Source organism: Streptomyces sp. NPDC006872, assembly GCF_040635845.1.
GTDB lineage: Bacteria > Actinomycetota > Actinomycetes > Streptomycetales > Streptomycetaceae > Streptomyces.
In genome coordinates this window covers 178,843-195,814 of the sequence record NZ_JBEYIL010000003.1, presented here as the reverse complement: position 1 = coordinate 195,814, position 16,972 = coordinate 178,843, and the positions used below count along the sequence as shown (strand labels likewise).

The following is a 16,972-nucleotide window of genomic DNA, read 5'->3' as shown; positions in this document are numbered from 1 at the left end:
CGGCGTGAGCTACCGGCGCGTAGATATATGTGCAGCGCGCCCCCTGGGGCGTACGCCTTCGTACGCCTTCGTCCTCAGAAGTCGCGGAGGTCCCTCCGATCCGTGCCGAGGTCTCTCCTCTGCGGTACGCAAGCTGTACGCAGCCGCGCCGAATCCTCATAAGGTGAGCAGTATTGAAGCCGGTGGTGGTCCGGTGGTGGTCACGAGGAGGACTGCGGTGAGCGAGACGAGCCCCAAGCTGCGCGCCGAGCTGGAGGGGATCCCCACCTACAAGCCGGGCAAGCCGGCCGTGTCCGGTGGTCCCGCGGCCTACAAGCTTTCGTCCAACGAGAACCCCTATCCGCCGCTGCCGGGCGTGCTGGAGAGCGTGACGGCCGCGGCCGCCTCCTTCAACCGCTACCCGGACCTGGCCTGCACGGTCCTGGTGAACGAGCTTTCCGAGCGCTTCGGCGTCCCCACCTCCCACCTGGCCACGGGCACCGGCTCGGTCGGCGTGGCCCAGCAGCTCGTCCAGGCGACCGCGGGCCCCGGCGACGAGGTGATCTACGCCTGGCGGTCGTTCGAGGCGTACCCGATCATCACGCGGATCAGCGGCGCGCGGGCCGTGCAGGTGCCGTTGACGCCGGGTGATGTGCACGACCTGGACGCGATGGCCGACGCGATCACCGACCGGACCCGGCTGATCTTCGTCTGCAACCCCAACAACCCCACAGGCACCGTTGTGAAGCGGGCCGAGCTGGAACGGTTCCTCGACCGGGTGCCCAGTGATGTGCTGGTCGTGCTCGACGAGGCCTACCGGGAGTTCATTCGCGACCCCGAGGTGCCGGACGGCGTCGAGCTGTACCGGAAGCGGCCCAACGTCTGCGTGCTGCGGACCTTCTCCAAGGCCTACGGCCTCGCGGGTCTGCGCGTGGGCTTCGCCATCGCCCACGAGCCGGTGGCGGAGGCGCTGCGCAAGACGGCGGTGCCGTTCGGCGTGAGCCAGCTCGCACAGGAGGCCGCGGTCGCCTCGCTGCGCGCCGAGGACGCGCTGCTCGGCCGGGTGGGCTCCCTGGTGTGCGAGCGCCTGCGGGTGGTCGAGGGGCTGCGGGCGCAGGGCTGGACGGTGCCCGAGACGCAGGCCAACTTCGTGTGGCTGCGGCTGGGCGAGCAGACGGTCGCCTTCGCGGCGGCGTGTGAGCAGGCGGGCGTCGTAGTGCGGCCGTTCCCGGGCGAGGGCGTGCGGGTGACGGTCGGGGAGAACGAGGCGAACGACATCTTCCTGAAGGTGGCGGAAGGGTTCCTCAAGGAGCTGTAGCCGGCGCTGCACTGGGGGGTTTCCGCGGGTAAGCGGGACCCCCCTTCCCCTGTCGAAAATCAGTGCTGCATACTAGCTTGTGAATGTGAACGCTTTCACAAGCGGCTCTCTCGCAAGCGGCTGAGGTAAGGAGTGACGACGTGGACCTGGCTCTGGCGCCGGAGACACTGGCGCGCTGGCAGTTCGGCATCACCACCGTCTACCACTTCCTCTTCGTGCCCCTGACGATCTCCCTCGCGGCCCTCACCGCCGGGTTGCAGACCGCCTGGGTGCGCACGGAGAACGAGAAGTACCTGAGGGCGACGAAGTTCTGGGGCAAGCTCTTCCTGATCAACATCGCGATGGGTGTCGTCACCGGCATCGTGCAGGAGTTCCAGTTCGGCATGAACTGGTCCGACTACTCGCGCTTCGTCGGCGATGTCTTCGGCGCCCCGCTCGCCTTCGAGGCCCTGATCGCCTTCTTCTTCGAGTCCACCTTCATCGGCCTGTGGATCTTCGGCTGGGACAAGCTGCCGAAGAAGATCCACCTGGCCTGCATCTGGATGGTCTCGATCGGCACGATCCTGTCCGCCTACTTCATCCTCGCGGCCAACTCGTGGATGCAGCACCCGGTCGGCTACCGGATCAACGAGGAGAAGGGGCGGGCCGAGCTCACCGACTTCTGGGCCGTACTGACCCAGAACACCGCGCTCACCCAGGTCTTCCACACCCTGACCGCGGCCTTCCTCACCGGCGGCGCCTTCATGGTCGGCATCGCCGCCTTCCACCTGTACCGCAAGAAGCACATCCCGGTGATGAAGACCTCGCTGCGACTGGGTCTCATCACCGTGGTCATCGCCGGTCTGCTCACCGCCGTCAGCGGCGACCTCCTCGGCAAGGTGATGTTCAAGCAGCAGCCGATGAAGATGGCAGCCGCCGAGGCGCTGTGGGACGGCGAGGCGCCCGCGCCCTTCTCGGTCTTCGCCTACGGCGACGTCGAGAAGGGGCACAACACGGTCGCCATAGAGATCCCCGGCCTGCTGTCCTTCCTCGCGAACGACGACTTCACCTCGTACGTCCCCGGCATCAACGACGTCAACAAGGCCGAGCAGGAGAAGTTCGGGCCCGGCGACTACCGGCCCAACATCCCCGTCGCCTACTGGGGCTTCCGCTGGATGATCGGCTTCGGCATGACGTCCTTCGCGATCGGCCTGGCCGGACTCTGGCTGACCCGTAAGAAGTTCCTGCTGCCCCAGCACCTGAGGGTCGGCGAGGACGAGGTGCCGCATGTGGTGCTGTTCAGGAACAAGGCGCTCAACCCGAAGCTCACCAAGCTCTACTGGCTGACGGCGATCTGGACCCTGGGCTTCCCGCTGATCGCCAGTTCCTGGGGCTGGATCTTCACCGAGATGGGCCGCCAGCCCTGGGTCGTCTACGGCGTCCTGCAGACCCGCGACGCGGTCTCCCCCGGGGTCTCCCAGGGCGAGGTCATCACCTCGATGATCGTCTTCACGACGCTGTACGCGATCCTCGCCGTCGTCGAGGTCAAGCTGCTGGCGAAGTACGTGAAGGCCGGCCCGCCCGAGCTGACCGAGGCCGATCTGAACCCGCCCACGAAGATCGGCGGCGACCCCCGTGACGCCGACAAGCCGATGGCCTTCTCGTACTAGGCCGAGGGAGCTGCACAGTCATGGAACTGCACGACGTCTGGTTCGTCCTGATCGCCGTCCTGTGGACCGGCTACTTCTTCCTGGAGGGCTTCGACTTCGGGGTCGGCATCCTCACCAAGCTGCTCGCCCGCAACCGGCCCGAGCGGCGCGTGCTCATCAACACCATCGGACCCGTCTGGGACGGCAACGAGGTGTGGCTGCTCTCGGCGGGCGGCGCGACCTTCGCCGCCTTCCCGGAGTGGTACGCCACGCTCTTCTCCGGCTTCTACCTGCCTCTGCTGTTCATCCTGGTCTGTCTGATCGTGCGGGGCGTCGCCTTCGAGTACCGGGCGAAGCGGCCCGAGGAGAACTGGCAGCGCAACTGGGAGACCGCGATCTTCTGGACCTCGCTGCTCCCCGCGTTCCTGTGGGGCGTGGCCTTCGGCAACATCGTGCACGGCGTGAAGATCGACCGGAACTTCGAGTACGTCGGCGGCTTCTGGGACCTGCTCAACCCGTACGCGCTGCTCGGCGGCCTGGTGACGCTGACGCTGTTCACCTTCCACGGTGCGGTGTTCACGGCCCTCAAGACCGTCGGTGAGATCCGGGAGCGGGCGCGGAAGCTGGCGTCCCAGGTCGGTCTGGCGACCGCTGTGGCCGCGCTGGTCTTCCTGTCGTGGACGCAGGTCGACGGCGGAGATGCCAAGAGTCTGGTCGCGCTGGTCGTGGCGGTCGCCGCTCTGGTCGCGGCGCTGGTGGCGAACCAGGCGGGGCGTGAGGGCTGGTCGTTCGCCTTCTCCGGCGTCACCATCGTGGCCGCCATGGCGATGCTCTTCCTGACGCTCTTCCCGAACGTCATGCCGTCCTCGCTGAACGAGGACTGGAGCCTCACGGTGACCAACGCCTCGTCGAGCCCGTACACCCTGAAGATCATGACCTGGTGCGCGGCGATCGCCACACCGCTCGTGATGCTCTACCAGGGGTGGACGTACTGGGTGTTCCGCAAGCGGATCGGTACGCAGCACATCGCCGAGCCAGCGCACTGAATCCCGGTTGGGGTGTGTTTCACGTGAAACACACCCCATGAGGAGAGAGCGTGTTTCACGTGAAACATGCTCTTTGAGAAGAGGGTGTTTCACGTGAAACCGATCGACCCGCGTCTGCTTCGGTACGCCCGCGCCACTCGCCTCTTCCTGGTGGCGGTCGTCGGCCTGGGTGTCGTCGGAGCGGCGCTGGTCATCGCTCAGGCGATGCTCATCGCCGAGGCGGTGGTCGGCGCCTTCCAGCACGGCATGTCGGTCGCCGAGCTGCGCACTCCCCTGCTGCTGTTGGCGGCGGTCGCACTCGGCCGTGCGCTGGTCGCCTGGCTCACCGAACTCGCCGCACACCGCGCGAGCGCGGCGGTGAAGTCGGAGCTTCGGGGGCGGTTGCTGGAGCGGGCCACCACCTTGGGGCCCGGCTGGCTGAGCGGGCAGCGCACCGGATCGCTGGTCGCCCTCGCCACGCGGGGCGTGGACGCTCTCGACGACTACTTCTCGCGCTACCTGCCGCAGTTGGGGCTGGCGGTGGTCGTCCCGGTCGCGGTGCTCGCGCGGATCGTGACGGAGGACTGGGTGTCCGCCGCGATCATCGTCGGCACCCTGCCCCTGATCCCGGTCTTCATGATGCTCATCGGCTGGGCCACCCAGTCGCGGATGGACCGTCAGTGGCAGCTGCTGTCCCGGCTGTCCGGGCACTTTCTGGACGTCGTCGCCGGGCTGCCCACCCTGAAGGTGTTCGGGCGGGCCAAGGCACAGGCCGACTCGATCCGGCACATCACCGGTGAGTACCGGCAGGCGACCATGCGGACCCTGCGGATCGCGTTCATCTCGTCGTTCGCGCTGGAACTGCTGTCGACGCTCTCGGTGGCCCTGGTCGCCGTGACGATCGGCATGCGGCTCGTGCACGGGGAGATGGACCTGTACATCGGCCTGGTGATCCTGGTGCTCGCGCCCGAGGCGTACCTCCCGCTGCGGCAGGTCGGGGCGCAGTATCACGCGGCGGCCGAGGGACTGGCGGCCGCCGAGGAGATCTTCGAGGTGCTGCAGACGCCGGCGCCGGTATCGGGAACGGTCGCGGTGGTCGAGGGCGGGGTCGCCTTCGAAGGCGTTACCGTCCGCTACCCCGGACGCTCCGCCGATGCCGTCTCCGACGTCTCCTTCACCGTCGACGCCGGCGAGACGGTCGCGCTCGTCGGACCGAGCGGCACGGGCAAGTCGACCCTCCTGAACGCACTGCTGGGCTTCGTGCGGCCGGCCGAGGGCCGGGTGCTGGCCGGGGGAGTCGACCTCGCGGTGGCCGACCTCGAGCAGTGGCGGTCCCGGATCGCATGGGTGCCGCAGCGCCCGCACCTCTACGCCGGGACGATCGCCGAGAACGTCCGGCTGGCCCGTCCCGACGCCGACGACGCGGCCGTCCGCAGTGCGCTGGCGGACGCGGGGGCGCTGGAGTTCGTCGACGCGCTGCCCGCCGGGGCCGACACCGTGCTCGGCGAGGACGGGACCGGGCTGTCCGCCGGGCAGCGGCAACGGCTCGCGCTGGCCCGGGCGTTCCTCGCGGACCGGCCCGTCCTGCTCCTGGACGAGCCGACGGCCGCGCTCGACGGGGAGACCGAGGCGGAGGTCGTGGCCGCCGTACGGCGGCTCGCGGCCGGGCGGACGGTCCTGCTGGTCGTGCACCGGCCGGCACTGCTGGCGGTGGCGGACCGCGTCGTGCGGCTGGCCGACGCCGAGACGTGCGGGCCCGTGGAAGCCACCCCCAGGCACGCTCCCGCGCCGCTGGAAGAGGCGGCGACGGCATCCGTCACCAGTGAGGCCGAGACGGGCCCCGCCGCGCCCCGGGGCAGCGTCCTCGCCCGGGTCCGTGCCATGGCCGGAGCCCGGCGCGGCCGGCTCGGCCTGGCGCTGCTGTTGGGGAGCCTCGCCCTCGGCAGTGCCGTGGGACTCATGGCCACCTCCGGTTGGCTCATCTCGCGGGCCTCGCAGCAGCCGCCGGTGCTCTACCTGATGGTAGCCGTGACGGCGACCCGGGCCTTCGGGATCGGACGGGCGGTGTTCCGGTACGCGGAGCGGCTCGTGTCGCACGACGCCGTGCTGCGGATGCTGGCCGACACCCGGGTCGCCGTCTACCGGCGACTGGAGCGACTGGCGCCCGCGGGGCTGCGTACGACCCGCCGGGGCGATCTGCTCAGCCGGCTGGTCGCCGACGTGGACGCCCTGCAGGACTATTGGCTGCGCTGGCTGCTGCCCGCCGGGGCCGCCGTGGTCGTGGCGGCCGGGTCCATCGCCTTCACGGCCTGGCTGCTGCCCGCGGCCGGGGCCGTGCTCGCCGCCGGGCTGCTCATGGCCGGGGTGGGCGTCCCGCTGGTCACCGGCGCCGTGGCGCGCAGGGCCGAGCGTCGGCTCGCGCCCGCCCGAGGGGTGCTCGCCACCCGCACGGCCGACCTGCTCACCGGCACCGCCGAACTGACCGTCGCGGGCGCCCTGCCCGCGCGCAGCGCCGAGGTGCGTGCGGCGGACTCCGTGCTCACCCGGATCGCCTCGCGCGCCGCGACCGCCACCGCGCTCGGCGACGGACTGATCGCGCTGCTTTCCGGGCTGACCGTCGCGGCGGCCGCCCTGGTGGGCGCCCAGGCGGTCGCCGACGGTCGACTGGGCGGCGTGACCATGGCCGTCGTCGTCCTCACCCCGCTGGCCGCCTTCGAGGCCGTCCTGGGACTGCCGCAGGCCGTGCAGTACCGCCAGCGGGTCCGGAGAAGCGCGGAGCGGGTGTTCGAGGTGCTGGACTCCCCCGAGCCGGTGCGCGAGCCGGAGCGGCCCCGCCAGAGCCCCGCGTCGCCGTTCCCGCTCGTCGTCGACGGGCTGGCCGCGCGCCACGCCGGACAGGACCGGGACGCGCTCACCGGAGTCGGCCTCACCCTGACGCGCGGGCGCCGGATCGCGGTCGTCGGACCCTCCGGCTCCGGGAAGACCACGCTCGCGCAGGTGCTGCTGCGGTTCCTGGACGCGGGCGCGGGCTCGTACACGCTCGGTGGGGTGGACGCCCGCTCCCTGGACGGCGACGACGTACGCCGACTCGTCGGGCTGTGCGCGCAGGACGCACACCTCTTCGACAGCTCGGTGCGAGAGAACCTGCTGCTCGCCAGGAAGGGGGCGAGCGAGGAGGAGCTGCGGGACGCGCTGGCGCGGGCCCGGCTGCTGGAGTGGGCCGACGGGCTGCCCGACGGGCTCGACACCCTCGTGGGCGAGCACGGTGCCCGGCTGTCCGGCGGGCAGCGGCAGCGGCTGGCGCTGGCCCGGGCGCTGCTCGCGGACTTCCCGGTCCTGGTGCTCGACGAGCCCGCCGAGCATCTGGACCTGCCGACCGCCGACGCGCTCACCCGGGACCTGCTGGCCGCGACCCAGGGCCGCACGACGCTGCTCATCACGCACCGGCTGGCCGGTCTCGAGGCGGTCGACGAGGTGGTCGTGCTGGACGAGGGCCGGGTGGTGCAGCGCGGTCCTTATCTGGCGCTGGCCGCCGAGGAGGGGCCGCTGCGGAGGATGGCCGAGCGGGAGGAGGCCTCGGAGCTGCTGGCGGGCGCGCGGTGACCGGCGCGCACCTGCACTTCGAGTCCGGACAGCGGTGACTACAGCTCGGCGAGCAGTTGCTCGATGACGACGGCCACGCCGTCCTCGTTGTTGGCGACCGTGTGACCGGAGGCCGCCGCGAGCACGTCCGGGTGTGCGTTGCCCATCGCGTACGACCGGCCGGCCCAGGTGAGCATCTCGACGTCGTTGGGCATGTCCCCGAACGCGACGACCTCCTCGTGGGAGATGCCGCGCTCCGCACAGCACAGGGCCAGCGTGCTGGCCTTGGAGACGCCGGGGCCGCTGATCTCCAGCAGGGCGCTGGGGCTGGAGCGGGTGACGTTGGCGCGGTCGCCGATGGCCAGTCGGGCGAGCGTGAGGAAGGCGTCGGGGTCGAGCGTGGGGTGGAAGGCGAGGATCTTCAGCACCGGCTCGCCGGCCCCAGGGCCGTCCGGCGCCAGCAGCCGCTCGGCCGGCGCGAGATGGTCGGGGATCTCCATGTGCATCTTGGGATACTCCGGCTCCTGGTTGAAGCCGTACGTCTGCTCGATGGCGTACATGGTGCCCGGCGCCGCCTCACGCAGCAGCCGTACGGCGTCCAGCGCGTTCTCCCGCGCCAGCTCGCGCACCTTCACGAACCGGTGGGCGCCGGGGCCGCCGTGCAGGTCGACCACGGCGGCGCCGTTGCCGCAGATCGCCAGGCCGTGCCCGTGGACGTGGTCGCTGACGACGTCCATCCAACGGGCCGGGCGGCCGGTGACGAAGAAGACCTCGATGCCCGCCTCCTCGGCGGCGGCGAGGGCGGCGACGGTGCGAGGCGACACCGACTTGTCGTCGCGCAGCAGAGTGCCGTCGAGATCGGTGGCGATCAGCCGCGGCGGAAGGGCGGCGGCCGGGGTCTCGGGCTGTCGAGTCGCTGAGGTCACCGGGCCATTCTCGCGCATATGCCCGCACGGCCGTGCGGGAGCCCGCACACATGAGGCACAGAGCGGCACCGATGGCCTGCTGCCCAGGTCAGCGCAGCTGAGCCGGGGCCTCCATGGCGATCTGCTCGAAGATCTTCTCGTCCACGGCGAAGTCGGAGTCCGGGATGGGCCAGTGGACCACGATCTCCGTGAAGCCGAGCTCCTGGTGTCGGCCGGCGAAGTCGACGAAGGCGTCCAGGGACTCCAACGGACGGCCGCGGTCCGGCGTGAACCCGGTGAGCAGGATCTTGTCCAGCTCCTGCACGTTCCGCCCGCGCACGGCACAGGCGTCGGCCAACCGCTCGACCTGGCCGCGAAGGGCCTGAACCGACTGCTCGGGGGTGCCGTTCTCGTACAGCTTGGGGTCGCCCGTGGTCACCCACGCCCGTCCGTACCGAGCCGCGAGCTGCAGCCCACGCGGTCCGGTCGCGGCGACCGCGAACGGCAGCCGGGGGCGCTGGACGCAGCCGGGGATGTTGCGTGCCTCGTGCGCCGAGTAGTAGTTGCCCTCGTAGGACACGGAGTCCTCGGTGAGGAGCCGGTCCAGCAGCGGTACGAACTCGGCCAGCCGGTCGGCCCGCTCGCGCGGGGTCCATGGGTCCTGGCCCAGAGCGGTGGCGTCGAAGCCGGTGCCGCCCGCGCCGATCCCCAGGGTCACCCGGCCGCCGGAGATGTCGTCCAGGGAGATCAGTTCCTTGGCGAGGGTCACCGGGTGCCGGAAGTTCGGCGAGGTCACCAGCGTGCCCAGGCGGAGGCGCTCGGTGGCGGACGCGGCGGCGGTCAGCGTCGGGATCGCGCCGAACCACGGACCGTCGCGGAAGCTGCGCCAGGACAGGTGGTCGTAGGTGTACGCGGTGTGGAAGCCGAGCTGCTCGGCCCGTGTCCATGTGGAACGGCCTCCCTCGTTCCAACGGAGATACGGGAGGATCACGGTGCTCAGACGCAGACTCATGTCATCGAGCGTATGCGGCCGACCGTGTTTCACGTGAAACGGTCACCGCACGCGGCCGACCCGCCACGGGCTGAGGCCGACCGGGATGACTTCCTTGTGCACTCAGTGCTGCTTGGGAAAGCGCAGATAGCGCGCCGGTACGGCCTGTGTCAGCCACACTCCGTTCGCGCTGACGTGGAAGACATGGCCGTCACGGTGCATGGCGCCCGCGTCGACGGAGAGCACCACCGGGCGGCCCCGGCGGGCGCCGACGCGGTTCGCGGTCTCCCGGTCGGCCGAGAGGTGCACGTCGTGCCGGTTCATGGGCCGCAGCCCCTCGGCCCGGATCGCGTCCAGGGAGCGGGCCACGGTCCCGTGGTACAGGTACGGCGGTGGGGTCGCCGGGGGCAGCCCGAGGTCGACCTCGACGCTGTGGCCCTGGCTGGCGCGGATCCGGGTGCCGTCGATCGCGAAGCGCTTCTTGTCGTTGGCGTCGATGACGTGGTCCAGTTCGTCCCGGGTGAAGTGGAAGCCGTGCGCGGCGCACGCCGCGATGAGCTCGTCGATCTCGACCCAGCCGGCCTCGTCGAGGGTGAGGCCGATGCGCTCGGGCTGGTGCCGCAGATGCTTCGAGAGGTACTTCGACACCTTCACGGTGCGTCTCTCGTCCATGCCCGCTTTCTGCATGTCCTTTTCGTTCATCCGCTCAGCATGACGTGAGAGACGCGGATCACGCATTTTGTTTTGGGCGGAGGTTTGATCCACAGCCAACTGTAGTTATCCACAGGCCAATTGGCGATTCTGTGGACAACTGGAGGACGATTCAACGGGCTTCATCAAGATCATCTGACGGACGGTGACTTGAGGCAAGGCGGTCCAAGGCGCGGGCCCGCACCTCACGTTCGGCCGCGAGCACGAGGAACTCCGCGGCACGCTCCGCGCCGACCAGCGCCTCCACGGCCCGTATTGTCGCAGCCGGGATCGGCACGGAGCGCTGCTCGGCGGAATCGGCGGAACCGGGCGGGGGACCGTCTCCGCCAAGGTGCCGGCGCAGCTGACGGGCGGCGAACAGGCGCATGGCACGGGCCAGTTCGGCGTCCACGGTCTGCTGGGCGAGCGGGCGCAACCGTCGTACCAGCGAGGCGGCCTCGGCCGCGTCCGCGTCGGTCGGCCGGTGCGGACCTTCGAGGTACCGCGCGAAGACGTGCTCGGTGGTGAACTCCAGGAAACGGGAGGCGATGTGCTCGACCTGGACCCTCAACTCCCGCAGATGCGCGGTGATCGCCCCGAGCGGAACCCCGGCCGCGTGCAACTCCACTGCCACGGCCAGCTCCTGGGGGCTGGGCACGAGGAAGGCGTCGTCGTCGCCGGGCACCGGCTCCAGCACGCCCAGCGCCACGGCGTCGGCGATCGCCGTGGCGTCGGTGGTGCCGGCGAAGCGGGCGGCGAGGTCGGTGCGGGAGACCCGGGAGGGCTCTTCGTCGGTCCACGGGCCGTCGACCTCGGCGACCAGCCCCAGGACGCCGCCCAGGCCGCGGCCGGTGTCGTGGGCGTCGAGGAGTTCCTTGATGGAGGCGAGGGTGTAGCCGCGGTCGAGGAGGTCGGCGATCCGGTGGAGCCGGGTGAGATGGACGTCGGAGTAGTGGTTGGCCCGCCCACGGCGCTCGGGGCGGGGGAGCAGACCGCGGTCCTGGTAGGCGCGGATGGTCCGGACGGTCGCCCCGGAGAGCTGGGCGAGGGCCTCGATGCGGTACGCGGGCCGGGCCGCCGAGGGGGCGGCGGTCAAAGTGCCGCTCCCCGGACCGGCGTTGTCGCGGCCCGGGCCGAACCGGCTCCCGCGCGCGCTCGATCGACGCGGCGGCTCACAGGGGCGGTTCCATGCGCGCCAGCGCCCTCAACGCCCGCGGCAGGAACCGCGACAGCGCGTACGCGCCCTTGGCCTCCACCGTGACCGGAACCACCGCCTCGTTGCGGGTGACCGCCCGCAGGATCGCGTCCGCGACCTTCTCCGGCGGGAAGTTGCGCAGCCCGTACACGCGCGTGGAGCGTTCCTGGCGGCGCTGCTCCTCCTGCGCGTCCACACCCACGAAGACGGCCGTGGAGGTGATGTTGGTGTTCACCAGGCCGGGGCAGATCGCCGTGACGCCGATGTCCCGGCCGGCCAGTTCCGCGCGCAGGCACTCGCTCAGCATCAGGACCGCCGCCTTGGAGGTGCTGTACGCGGGCAGTGCCTTGGAGGGCTGGTAGGCGGCCGCGGAGGCGATGTTGACGATGTGGCCGCCCTGTCCGCGCTCGGCCATCCGCCGGCCGAAGAGACGGCAACCGTGGATGACGCCCCACAGGTTGACGTCCAGCACCCTGCGCCAGTCGTCCGACGACGTGTCGAAGAAGGAACCCGAAAGACCGATGCCCGCGTTGTTCACCAGCACGTCCAGCACACCGTGGTCGGCATGGACCTTCGCCGCGAGCTTCTCCATCGCCTGCTCGTCGGAGACGTCCACCGCCTCCGCCCAGGCCCCGGACGCGCCGATCAGACGGGACAGCTCGGCGGTGCGGGCCGCGCCCTCCGCGTCCCGGTCGACGGCGATCACCCGGGCCCCGGCCTCGGCGAACGCGAACGCCGTGGCCCGCCCGATGCCGCTGGCCGCGCCGGTGACCAGCACCAGCCGCCCGCCGAAACGCTCGGCGTACTCGCCGGCCGCGGCCTTGCGCACCGGCCCTGCGCCGCTGTCCTCCCGGTCCTCCCCTGCCCGTTCCCGCTCGATCGCCGTGACGAAGTCGTCGATCCAGGAGGCGAGCTGGTCGGGGCGGGTGCGCGGGATCCAGTGCCCGGCGGGGAGGGCGCGCCGGGTCAACCGCGGCACCCACTCCTCCAGTTCGTCGTACAGCCGCTCCGACAGGAACCTGTCCCCCAGCGGCGTGATGAGCTGCACGGGCGCGTGCGCGTACGCGTCGGGGCGCGGGCGGCGCAGCCGGGTCCGAACGTTGTCCCGGTACAGCCAGGCGCCGTGTGCCGCGTCCGACGGCAGCGACGGCGTCGGATACGCGTCGCCCCGGACCTTCTCGACGCGTCGCAGGATGCCCGGCCAGAGCTTGCCGAGCGGCCCGCGCCAGGCGAGTTCGGGCAGCGCGGGCGTGTGCAGCAGGTACACGTACCAGGACTTGGCTCCCTGACCGAGGAGTTGACCGACCCGGCGCGGAGTCGGCCTGGCCAGACGCTTGTTGATCCAGTGGCCGAAGTGGTCGAGGGACGGTCCGGACATCGACGTGAAGGACGCGATCCTGCCCTCGGCGCGGCGCACGGTGACGAACTCCCAGGCCTGCACCGATCCCCAGTCGTGCCCCACCAGGTGCACCGGCCGGTCCGGGCTGACCGCGTCCACGACCGCCAGGAAGTCGTCCGTCAGTTTCTCCAGGGTGAAGCCGCCCCGCAGCGGCTTCGGCGCGCTGGAACGGCCGTGGCCCCGGACGTCGTAGAGGACTACATGGAAGCGCTCGGCCAGCCGGGGCGCGACCTCGGACCACACCTCCTTGCTGTCCGGATAGCCGTGCACCAGGACGACCGTCGGATCCGAGGGGTCCCCCAGCTCGGCGACGCACAGCTCGATCCCGCCGGTCCGCACCCGGCGCTCGCGCGCACCTTCGAACGACACCGCTGCCGTCACCTCTCCTCCGCCCAGCGCCGCGTGTGCGGCAGATCGTCGTCCAGCCAGAAGGCGCTCTCCTCGAGATCCTTCGAGTCCGTGACGACGAGGATCTCCTCGAACTTCGCGCCCGTGCGCCGGAAGCCCAGGTGGGGCTCGACCGCCCACAGGCCCGGCCGGGGCGGATGGTCGGAGAAGCGGTACGGCGACCACAGCGGGGACCAGCCCTCACGGTGGCCGTGCAGCGCGTCGGCGGCGAGGCCCTTCAGGGACTGCGTCCCGAACCCGAAGAGACGCGGGGACCAGCGGCGCGGTGCGACCCGGTCCACCTTGTGCGCGATCACGCCGAAGGGGTACGCGCGGTGCCGGTTGGCGTAGCCCTGGCGGGCCATGAGGCGGTCCACGTCCTCGTAGATCTCCCGCAGCGACCGGCGCTCGCGCACCTCGCGCAGGATCAGCTCGCGGTGTGCCTCCAGGTCGGCCATCAGCTGCTCCTGCACCGGGTGGCGGCCGAGCGCGCCCGAGTAGCCGATGTCCGCCGTGTAGCCCCGGTACACCGGGGCCAGGTCGAGGATGAACGGCATCCCGGGCTCCAGCCGGCGGCCGGTCGGGAAGAACTGGAGCGGGATGCGGAAGTCCACGAACGCCGTGCGGTCGCCGAACCAGGCGAAGGGGAGATGGAACCAGTCCCGGACCCCGCGCTCGCGCAGCCACTCCCGCTGCATCCGAGCCGCTTCGCGCTCCGTCACCCCCGGTCGCAGTTCGGCCGCGACCGCCTCCGCGCACTCGTACGCGAGCCGCTGGACCTGCCTGAACCCGCCTAGTTCCGCGGCGAGTTCGCTGTTCACTGCCGTCGCCATGCCGCCCCGTCCCCATCGACTGCGGTACGTGTCCGTAACGTGACACCGGTGAATGTGACAGTTGTTAGAGGCGGCGTCAACAGGGGGTGAGCGCAGCTGTGGACAAGTCAGGGACAGGTAGCTCTCAGGGTGGGGATCCCCTAGGGCCCCGTACATCTGAGGTGTGATGCGAAGACGGCTCTCCGGGGTGACGCCCGGAGTGGTCCAGGTCACTACCGTTTGTGCCGTGACTGTGATCGCGACCGAAAGCCTGAGCAAGCGGTTCCCCCGGGTGACCGCTCTTGACCGGCTCTCCGTGGACGTCGGGCCCGGTGTGACCGGGCTCGTCGGAGCCAACGGGGCCGGCAAGTCCACGTTGATCAAGATCCTGCTGGGTCTGTCGCCCGCCACGGAGGGCCGAGCCGAAGTGCTCGGTCTCGACGTCGCGAGCAAGGGCGCCGACATCCGCGAGCGGGTCGGCTACATGCCGGAGCACGACTGTCTGCCGCCCGACGTCTCGGCCACCGAGTTCGTCGTGCACATGGCGCGGATGTCCGGCCTCCCGCCCACCGCCGCCCGCGAGCGCACCGCGGACACCCTGCGCCACGTCGGTCTGTACGAGGAGCGCTACCGCCCCATCGGCGGCTACTCGACCGGCATGAAGCAGCGGGTGAAGCTCGCCCAAGCCCTCGTCCACGACCCGCAGCTGGTCTTCCTGGACGAGCCGACCAACGGCCTCGACCCGGTCGGCCGCGACGAGATGCTCGGCCTCATCCGCCGTATCTACACCGACTTCGGCATCTCGGTCCTGGTCACCTCCCACCTGCTGGGCGAACTGGAACGCACCTGCGACCACGTCGTCGTCGTGGACGGCGGCAAGCTCCTGCGCTCCAGCTCCACCACCGACTTCACACAGACCACGACCACCCTCGCGATCGAGGTCACCGACACCGACGACCACCCGGACGGCACCCGCGCGGTGCGCGAGGCGCTCCACGCGCGCGGAGTGGACGTCCTGGACGCCAACAGCGGTCTGCCGGGCGCCGGGCACATCCTGCTGCTGACCGCGCAGGGCGAGGAGACATACGACGTCGTTCGGGACGTGGTCGCCGACCTGGGCCTCGGCCTCGTCCGCATGGAACAGCGCAGGCACCACATCTCCGAGGTCTTCACGGACAGCGACGCCGCCACCGGCACCGGCACCGGCAACGACCAGCAGCGAAAGGAGGCCGTCGGCCATGGCAGTTGAGCACCCGGTCACCGCCCCCTCGGGTGACCAGACCCGGATCCACAACATCGGCTACCGCAGCTACGACGGCCCCCGGCTGGGCCGCGCCTACGCCCGCCGCTCCCTCTACTCGCAGTCCCTGCGCGGCTCCTACGGCCTCGGCCGTTCGGTGAAGTCCAAGGTGCTGCCGATGCTGCTGTTCGTCGTGATGTGCGTGCCCGCGGCCATCATGGTCGCCGTCGCCGTCGCCACGAAGGCCAACGAACTCCCGGTGGACTACACGCGCTACGCGATCGTCATGCAGGCCGTGCTCAGCCTGTACATCGCCTCCCAGGCGCCCCAGTCCGTCTCGCGCGACCTGCGCTTCAAGACCGTGCCGCTGTACTTCTCGCGGCCCATCGAGACCGCGGACTACGTACGCGCGAAGTTCGCCGCGCTGGCCTCGGCGCTCTTCGTCCTCACCGCCGCCCCGCTGCTGGTGCTCTACGTGGGCGCGCTGCTGGCCAAGCTGGACTTCACCGACCAGACCAAGGGATTCGCTCAAGGACTCGTCTCCGTGGCACTGCTCTCGCTGCTCTTCGCCGGCATCGGCCTGGTCATCGCCTCGGCGACCCCGCGGCGCGGCTTCGGCATCGCCGCCGTCATCGCCGTCCTGACCATCTCCTACGGCGCCGTCTCCACGCTCCAGGCCATCGCCGAGGCCCAGAACAGCAGCAGCTCCATCCCCTGGATCGGTCTGTTCTCGCCGGTCACGCTGATCGACGGCGTGCAGTCGGCCTTCCTGGGCGCCTCCTCCGCCTTCCCCGGCGGAGTCGGCCCGTCCACCGGAGAGGGCGTGGTCTACGTCCTCGTCGTCCTCGGCCTGATCGCCGCGAGCTACGGCCTTCTGATCCGCCGCTACCAGAAGGTGGGCCTGTGACCACGCTCAACATCGACCATGTCTCCCGCTGGTTCGGCAACGTGGTCGCCGTCAACGACATCACCATGACCATCGGCCCCGGCGTCACCGGCCTGCTCGGCCCCAACGGCGCCGGAAAGTCCACCCTCATCAACATGATGGGCGGCTTCCTGGCCCCCTCCACCGGCACGGTCACCCTCGACGGCCAGCAGGTCTGGCGCAACGAGGACATCTACAAGCACATCGGCATCGTCCCCGAGCGCGAGGCGATGTACGACTTCCTCACCGGCCGCGAATTCGTCGTCGCCAACGCCGAACTGCACGGCCTGGGCGCCAAGGCCGCCCAAAGGGCACTGGCCACGGTCGAGATGGAGTACGCGCAGGACCGCAAGATCTCCACGTACTCCAAGGGCATGCGCCAGCGTGTGAAGATGGCGTCCGCCCTGGTCCACGACCCGTCGCTGCTCCTGCTCGACGAGCCGTTCAACGGGATGGACCCCCGCCAGCGCATGCAGCTCATGGACCTGCTGCGGCGCATGGGCGACGAGGGCCGCACCGTGCTGTTCTCGTCCCACATCCTCGAAGAGGTCGAGCAACTCGCCTGGCACATCGAGGTGGTCGTCGCCGGGAGGCACGCGGCCAGCGGCGACTTCCGCAAGATCCGCCGCCTGATGACCGACCGCCCGCACCGCTACCTGGTGCGCTCCAGCGACGACCGCGCCCTCGCGGCCGCGCTGATCGCCGACCCGTCGACCTCCGGCATCGAAGTCGACCTGGCGGAGGGCGCGTTGCGCATCCAGGCCGTCGACTTCGGCCGCTTCACCGCGCTGCTGCCGAAGGTCGCCAGGGACCACGGCATCCGGCTGCTCACGGTCTCGCCTTCCGACGAGTCCCTCGAGTCCGTGTTCTCGTACCTGGTCGCGGCGTAGGAGGCC

General features: G+C 70.7%; 13 protein-coding genes. 7 read left to right on the top strand and 6 right to left on the bottom strand.

Translation table 11 applies throughout. The features are described from left to right. The first annotated feature begins 217 nt into the window (after positions 1 to 217). From hisC to cydD, 4 genes are all read left to right on the top strand, one after another. Positions 218 to 1,297 carry a histidinol-phosphate transaminase gene (gene hisC / locus ABZ725_RS09865; protein WP_358802218.1) on the top strand — a complete coding sequence of 360 codons (1,080 nt, stop codon included), beginning with the start codon at positions 218 to 220 and terminating at the stop codon, positions 1,295 to 1,297. 140 nt (positions 1,298 to 1,437) lie between these two features. Further along, positions 1,438 to 2,946 carry a cytochrome ubiquinol oxidase subunit I gene (locus ABZ725_RS09860; RefSeq protein WP_358802217.1) on the top strand — a complete coding sequence of 503 codons (1,509 nt, stop codon included), beginning with the start codon at positions 1,438 to 1,440 and terminating at the stop codon, positions 2,944 to 2,946. Between the two features lie 20 nt (positions 2,947 to 2,966). Further along, the gene (gene cydB, locus ABZ725_RS09855) at positions 2,967 to 3,971 is read left to right on the top strand and encodes a cytochrome d ubiquinol oxidase subunit II (RefSeq protein WP_358802216.1); all 1,005 of its coding nucleotides are present in this window, start codon (positions 2,967 to 2,969) and stop codon (positions 3,969 to 3,971) included. A 93-nt stretch (positions 3,972 to 4,064) separates the two neighbouring features. Further along, positions 4,065 to 7,553: a thiol reductant ABC exporter subunit CydD gene (gene cydD / locus ABZ725_RS09850; protein ID WP_358802215.1), complete on the top strand. Its 3,489-nt coding sequence runs from the start codon at positions 4,065 to 4,067 to the stop codon at positions 7,551 to 7,553. A gap of 38 nt (positions 7,554 to 7,591) precedes the next feature. Here cydD and ABZ725_RS09845 read toward each other — a convergent pair whose 3' ends face one another. From ABZ725_RS09845 to ABZ725_RS09820, 6 genes are all read right to left on the bottom strand, one after another. Continuing rightward, positions 7,592 to 8,476: a Cof-type HAD-IIB family hydrolase gene (locus tag ABZ725_RS09845; protein WP_358802214.1), complete on the bottom strand. Its 885-nt coding sequence runs from the start codon at positions 8,474 to 8,476 to the stop codon at positions 7,592 to 7,594. A 70-nt stretch (positions 8,477 to 8,546) separates the two neighbouring features. Further along, positions 8,547 to 9,449: an LLM class flavin-dependent oxidoreductase gene (locus ABZ725_RS09840; protein ID WP_358802213.1), complete on the bottom strand. Its 903-nt coding sequence runs from the start codon at positions 9,447 to 9,449 to the stop codon at positions 8,547 to 8,549. A gap of 102 nt (positions 9,450 to 9,551) precedes the next feature. After that, positions 9,552 to 10,100, bottom strand: a complete 549-nt coding sequence (locus ABZ725_RS09835; protein WP_358802743.1) for an RNA 2'-phosphotransferase — start codon at positions 10,098 to 10,100, stop codon at positions 9,552 to 9,554. A 151-nt stretch (positions 10,101 to 10,251) separates the two neighbouring features. After that, complete coding sequence (locus tag ABZ725_RS09830; protein ID WP_358802212.1) at positions 10,252 to 11,214, bottom strand: MerR family transcriptional regulator; 963 nt, start codon at positions 11,212 to 11,214, stop codon at positions 10,252 to 10,254. Positions 11,215 to 11,290: 76 nt separating this feature from the next. Next, on the bottom strand, positions 11,291 to 13,081 hold the full coding sequence (locus tag ABZ725_RS09825; RefSeq protein ID WP_358802211.1) for an SDR family oxidoreductase: 1,791 nt from the start codon (positions 13,079 to 13,081) through the stop codon (positions 11,291 to 11,293). Between the two features lie 8 nt (positions 13,082 to 13,089). Then, a complete protein-coding gene (locus tag ABZ725_RS09820) occupies positions 13,090 to 13,932 on the bottom strand; it encodes a M24 family metallopeptidase (protein ID WP_358802210.1) in 843 nt (280 codons plus the stop codon). A 232-nt stretch (positions 13,933 to 14,164) separates the two neighbouring features. Here ABZ725_RS09820 and ABZ725_RS09815 point away from each other — a divergent pair, with 232 nt between their 5' ends. From ABZ725_RS09815 to ABZ725_RS09805, 3 genes are read left to right on the top strand one after another with little or no spacing between them, the layout of a single operon-like run. Beyond that, positions 14,165 to 15,160 (top strand): ABC transporter ATP-binding protein, encoded by a 996-nt coding sequence (locus ABZ725_RS09815; protein WP_358802742.1) that lies wholly within the window; start codon positions 14,165 to 14,167, stop codon positions 15,158 to 15,160. Next, positions 15,150 to 16,058: an ABC transporter permease gene (locus tag ABZ725_RS09810; protein ID WP_358802209.1), complete on the top strand. Its 909-nt coding sequence runs from the start codon at positions 15,150 to 15,152 to the stop codon at positions 16,056 to 16,058. The genes ABZ725_RS09815 and ABZ725_RS09810 overlap by 11 nt, the downstream gene beginning before the upstream one ends. Then, positions 16,055 to 16,966: an ABC transporter ATP-binding protein gene (locus ABZ725_RS09805; protein WP_358802208.1), complete on the top strand. Its 912-nt coding sequence runs from the start codon at positions 16,055 to 16,057 to the stop codon at positions 16,964 to 16,966. The genes ABZ725_RS09810 and ABZ725_RS09805 overlap by 4 nt, the downstream gene beginning before the upstream one ends. The last annotated feature ends 6 nt before the right edge of the window (positions 16,967 to 16,972 follow it).

What these genes read in the sequence shown, in the direction of transcription:
- ABZ725_RS09835 (WP_358802743.1), bottom strand. Translation starts at nt 10,100, where the DNA reads ATGGACGAGAGACGCACCGTGAAGGTGTCGAAGTACCTCTCGAAGCAT.
- ABZ725_RS09845 (WP_358802214.1), bottom strand. Translation starts at nt 8,476, where the DNA reads ATGCGCGAGAATGGCCCGGTGACCTCAGCGACTCGACAGCCCGAGACC.
- ABZ725_RS09840 (WP_358802213.1), bottom strand. Translation starts at nt 9,449, where the DNA reads ATGAGTCTGCGTCTGAGCACCGTGATCCTCCCGTATCTCCGTTGGAAC.
- ABZ725_RS09820 (WP_358802210.1), bottom strand. Translation starts at nt 13,932, where the DNA reads ATGGCGACGGCAGTGAACAGCGAACTCGCCGCGGAACTAGGCGGGTTC.
- ABZ725_RS09810 (WP_358802209.1), top strand. Translation starts at nt 15,150, where the DNA reads ATGGCAGTTGAGCACCCGGTCACCGCCCCCTCGGGTGACCAGACCCGG.
- cydB (WP_358802216.1), top strand. Translation starts at nt 2,967, where the DNA reads ATGGAACTGCACGACGTCTGGTTCGTCCTGATCGCCGTCCTGTGGACC.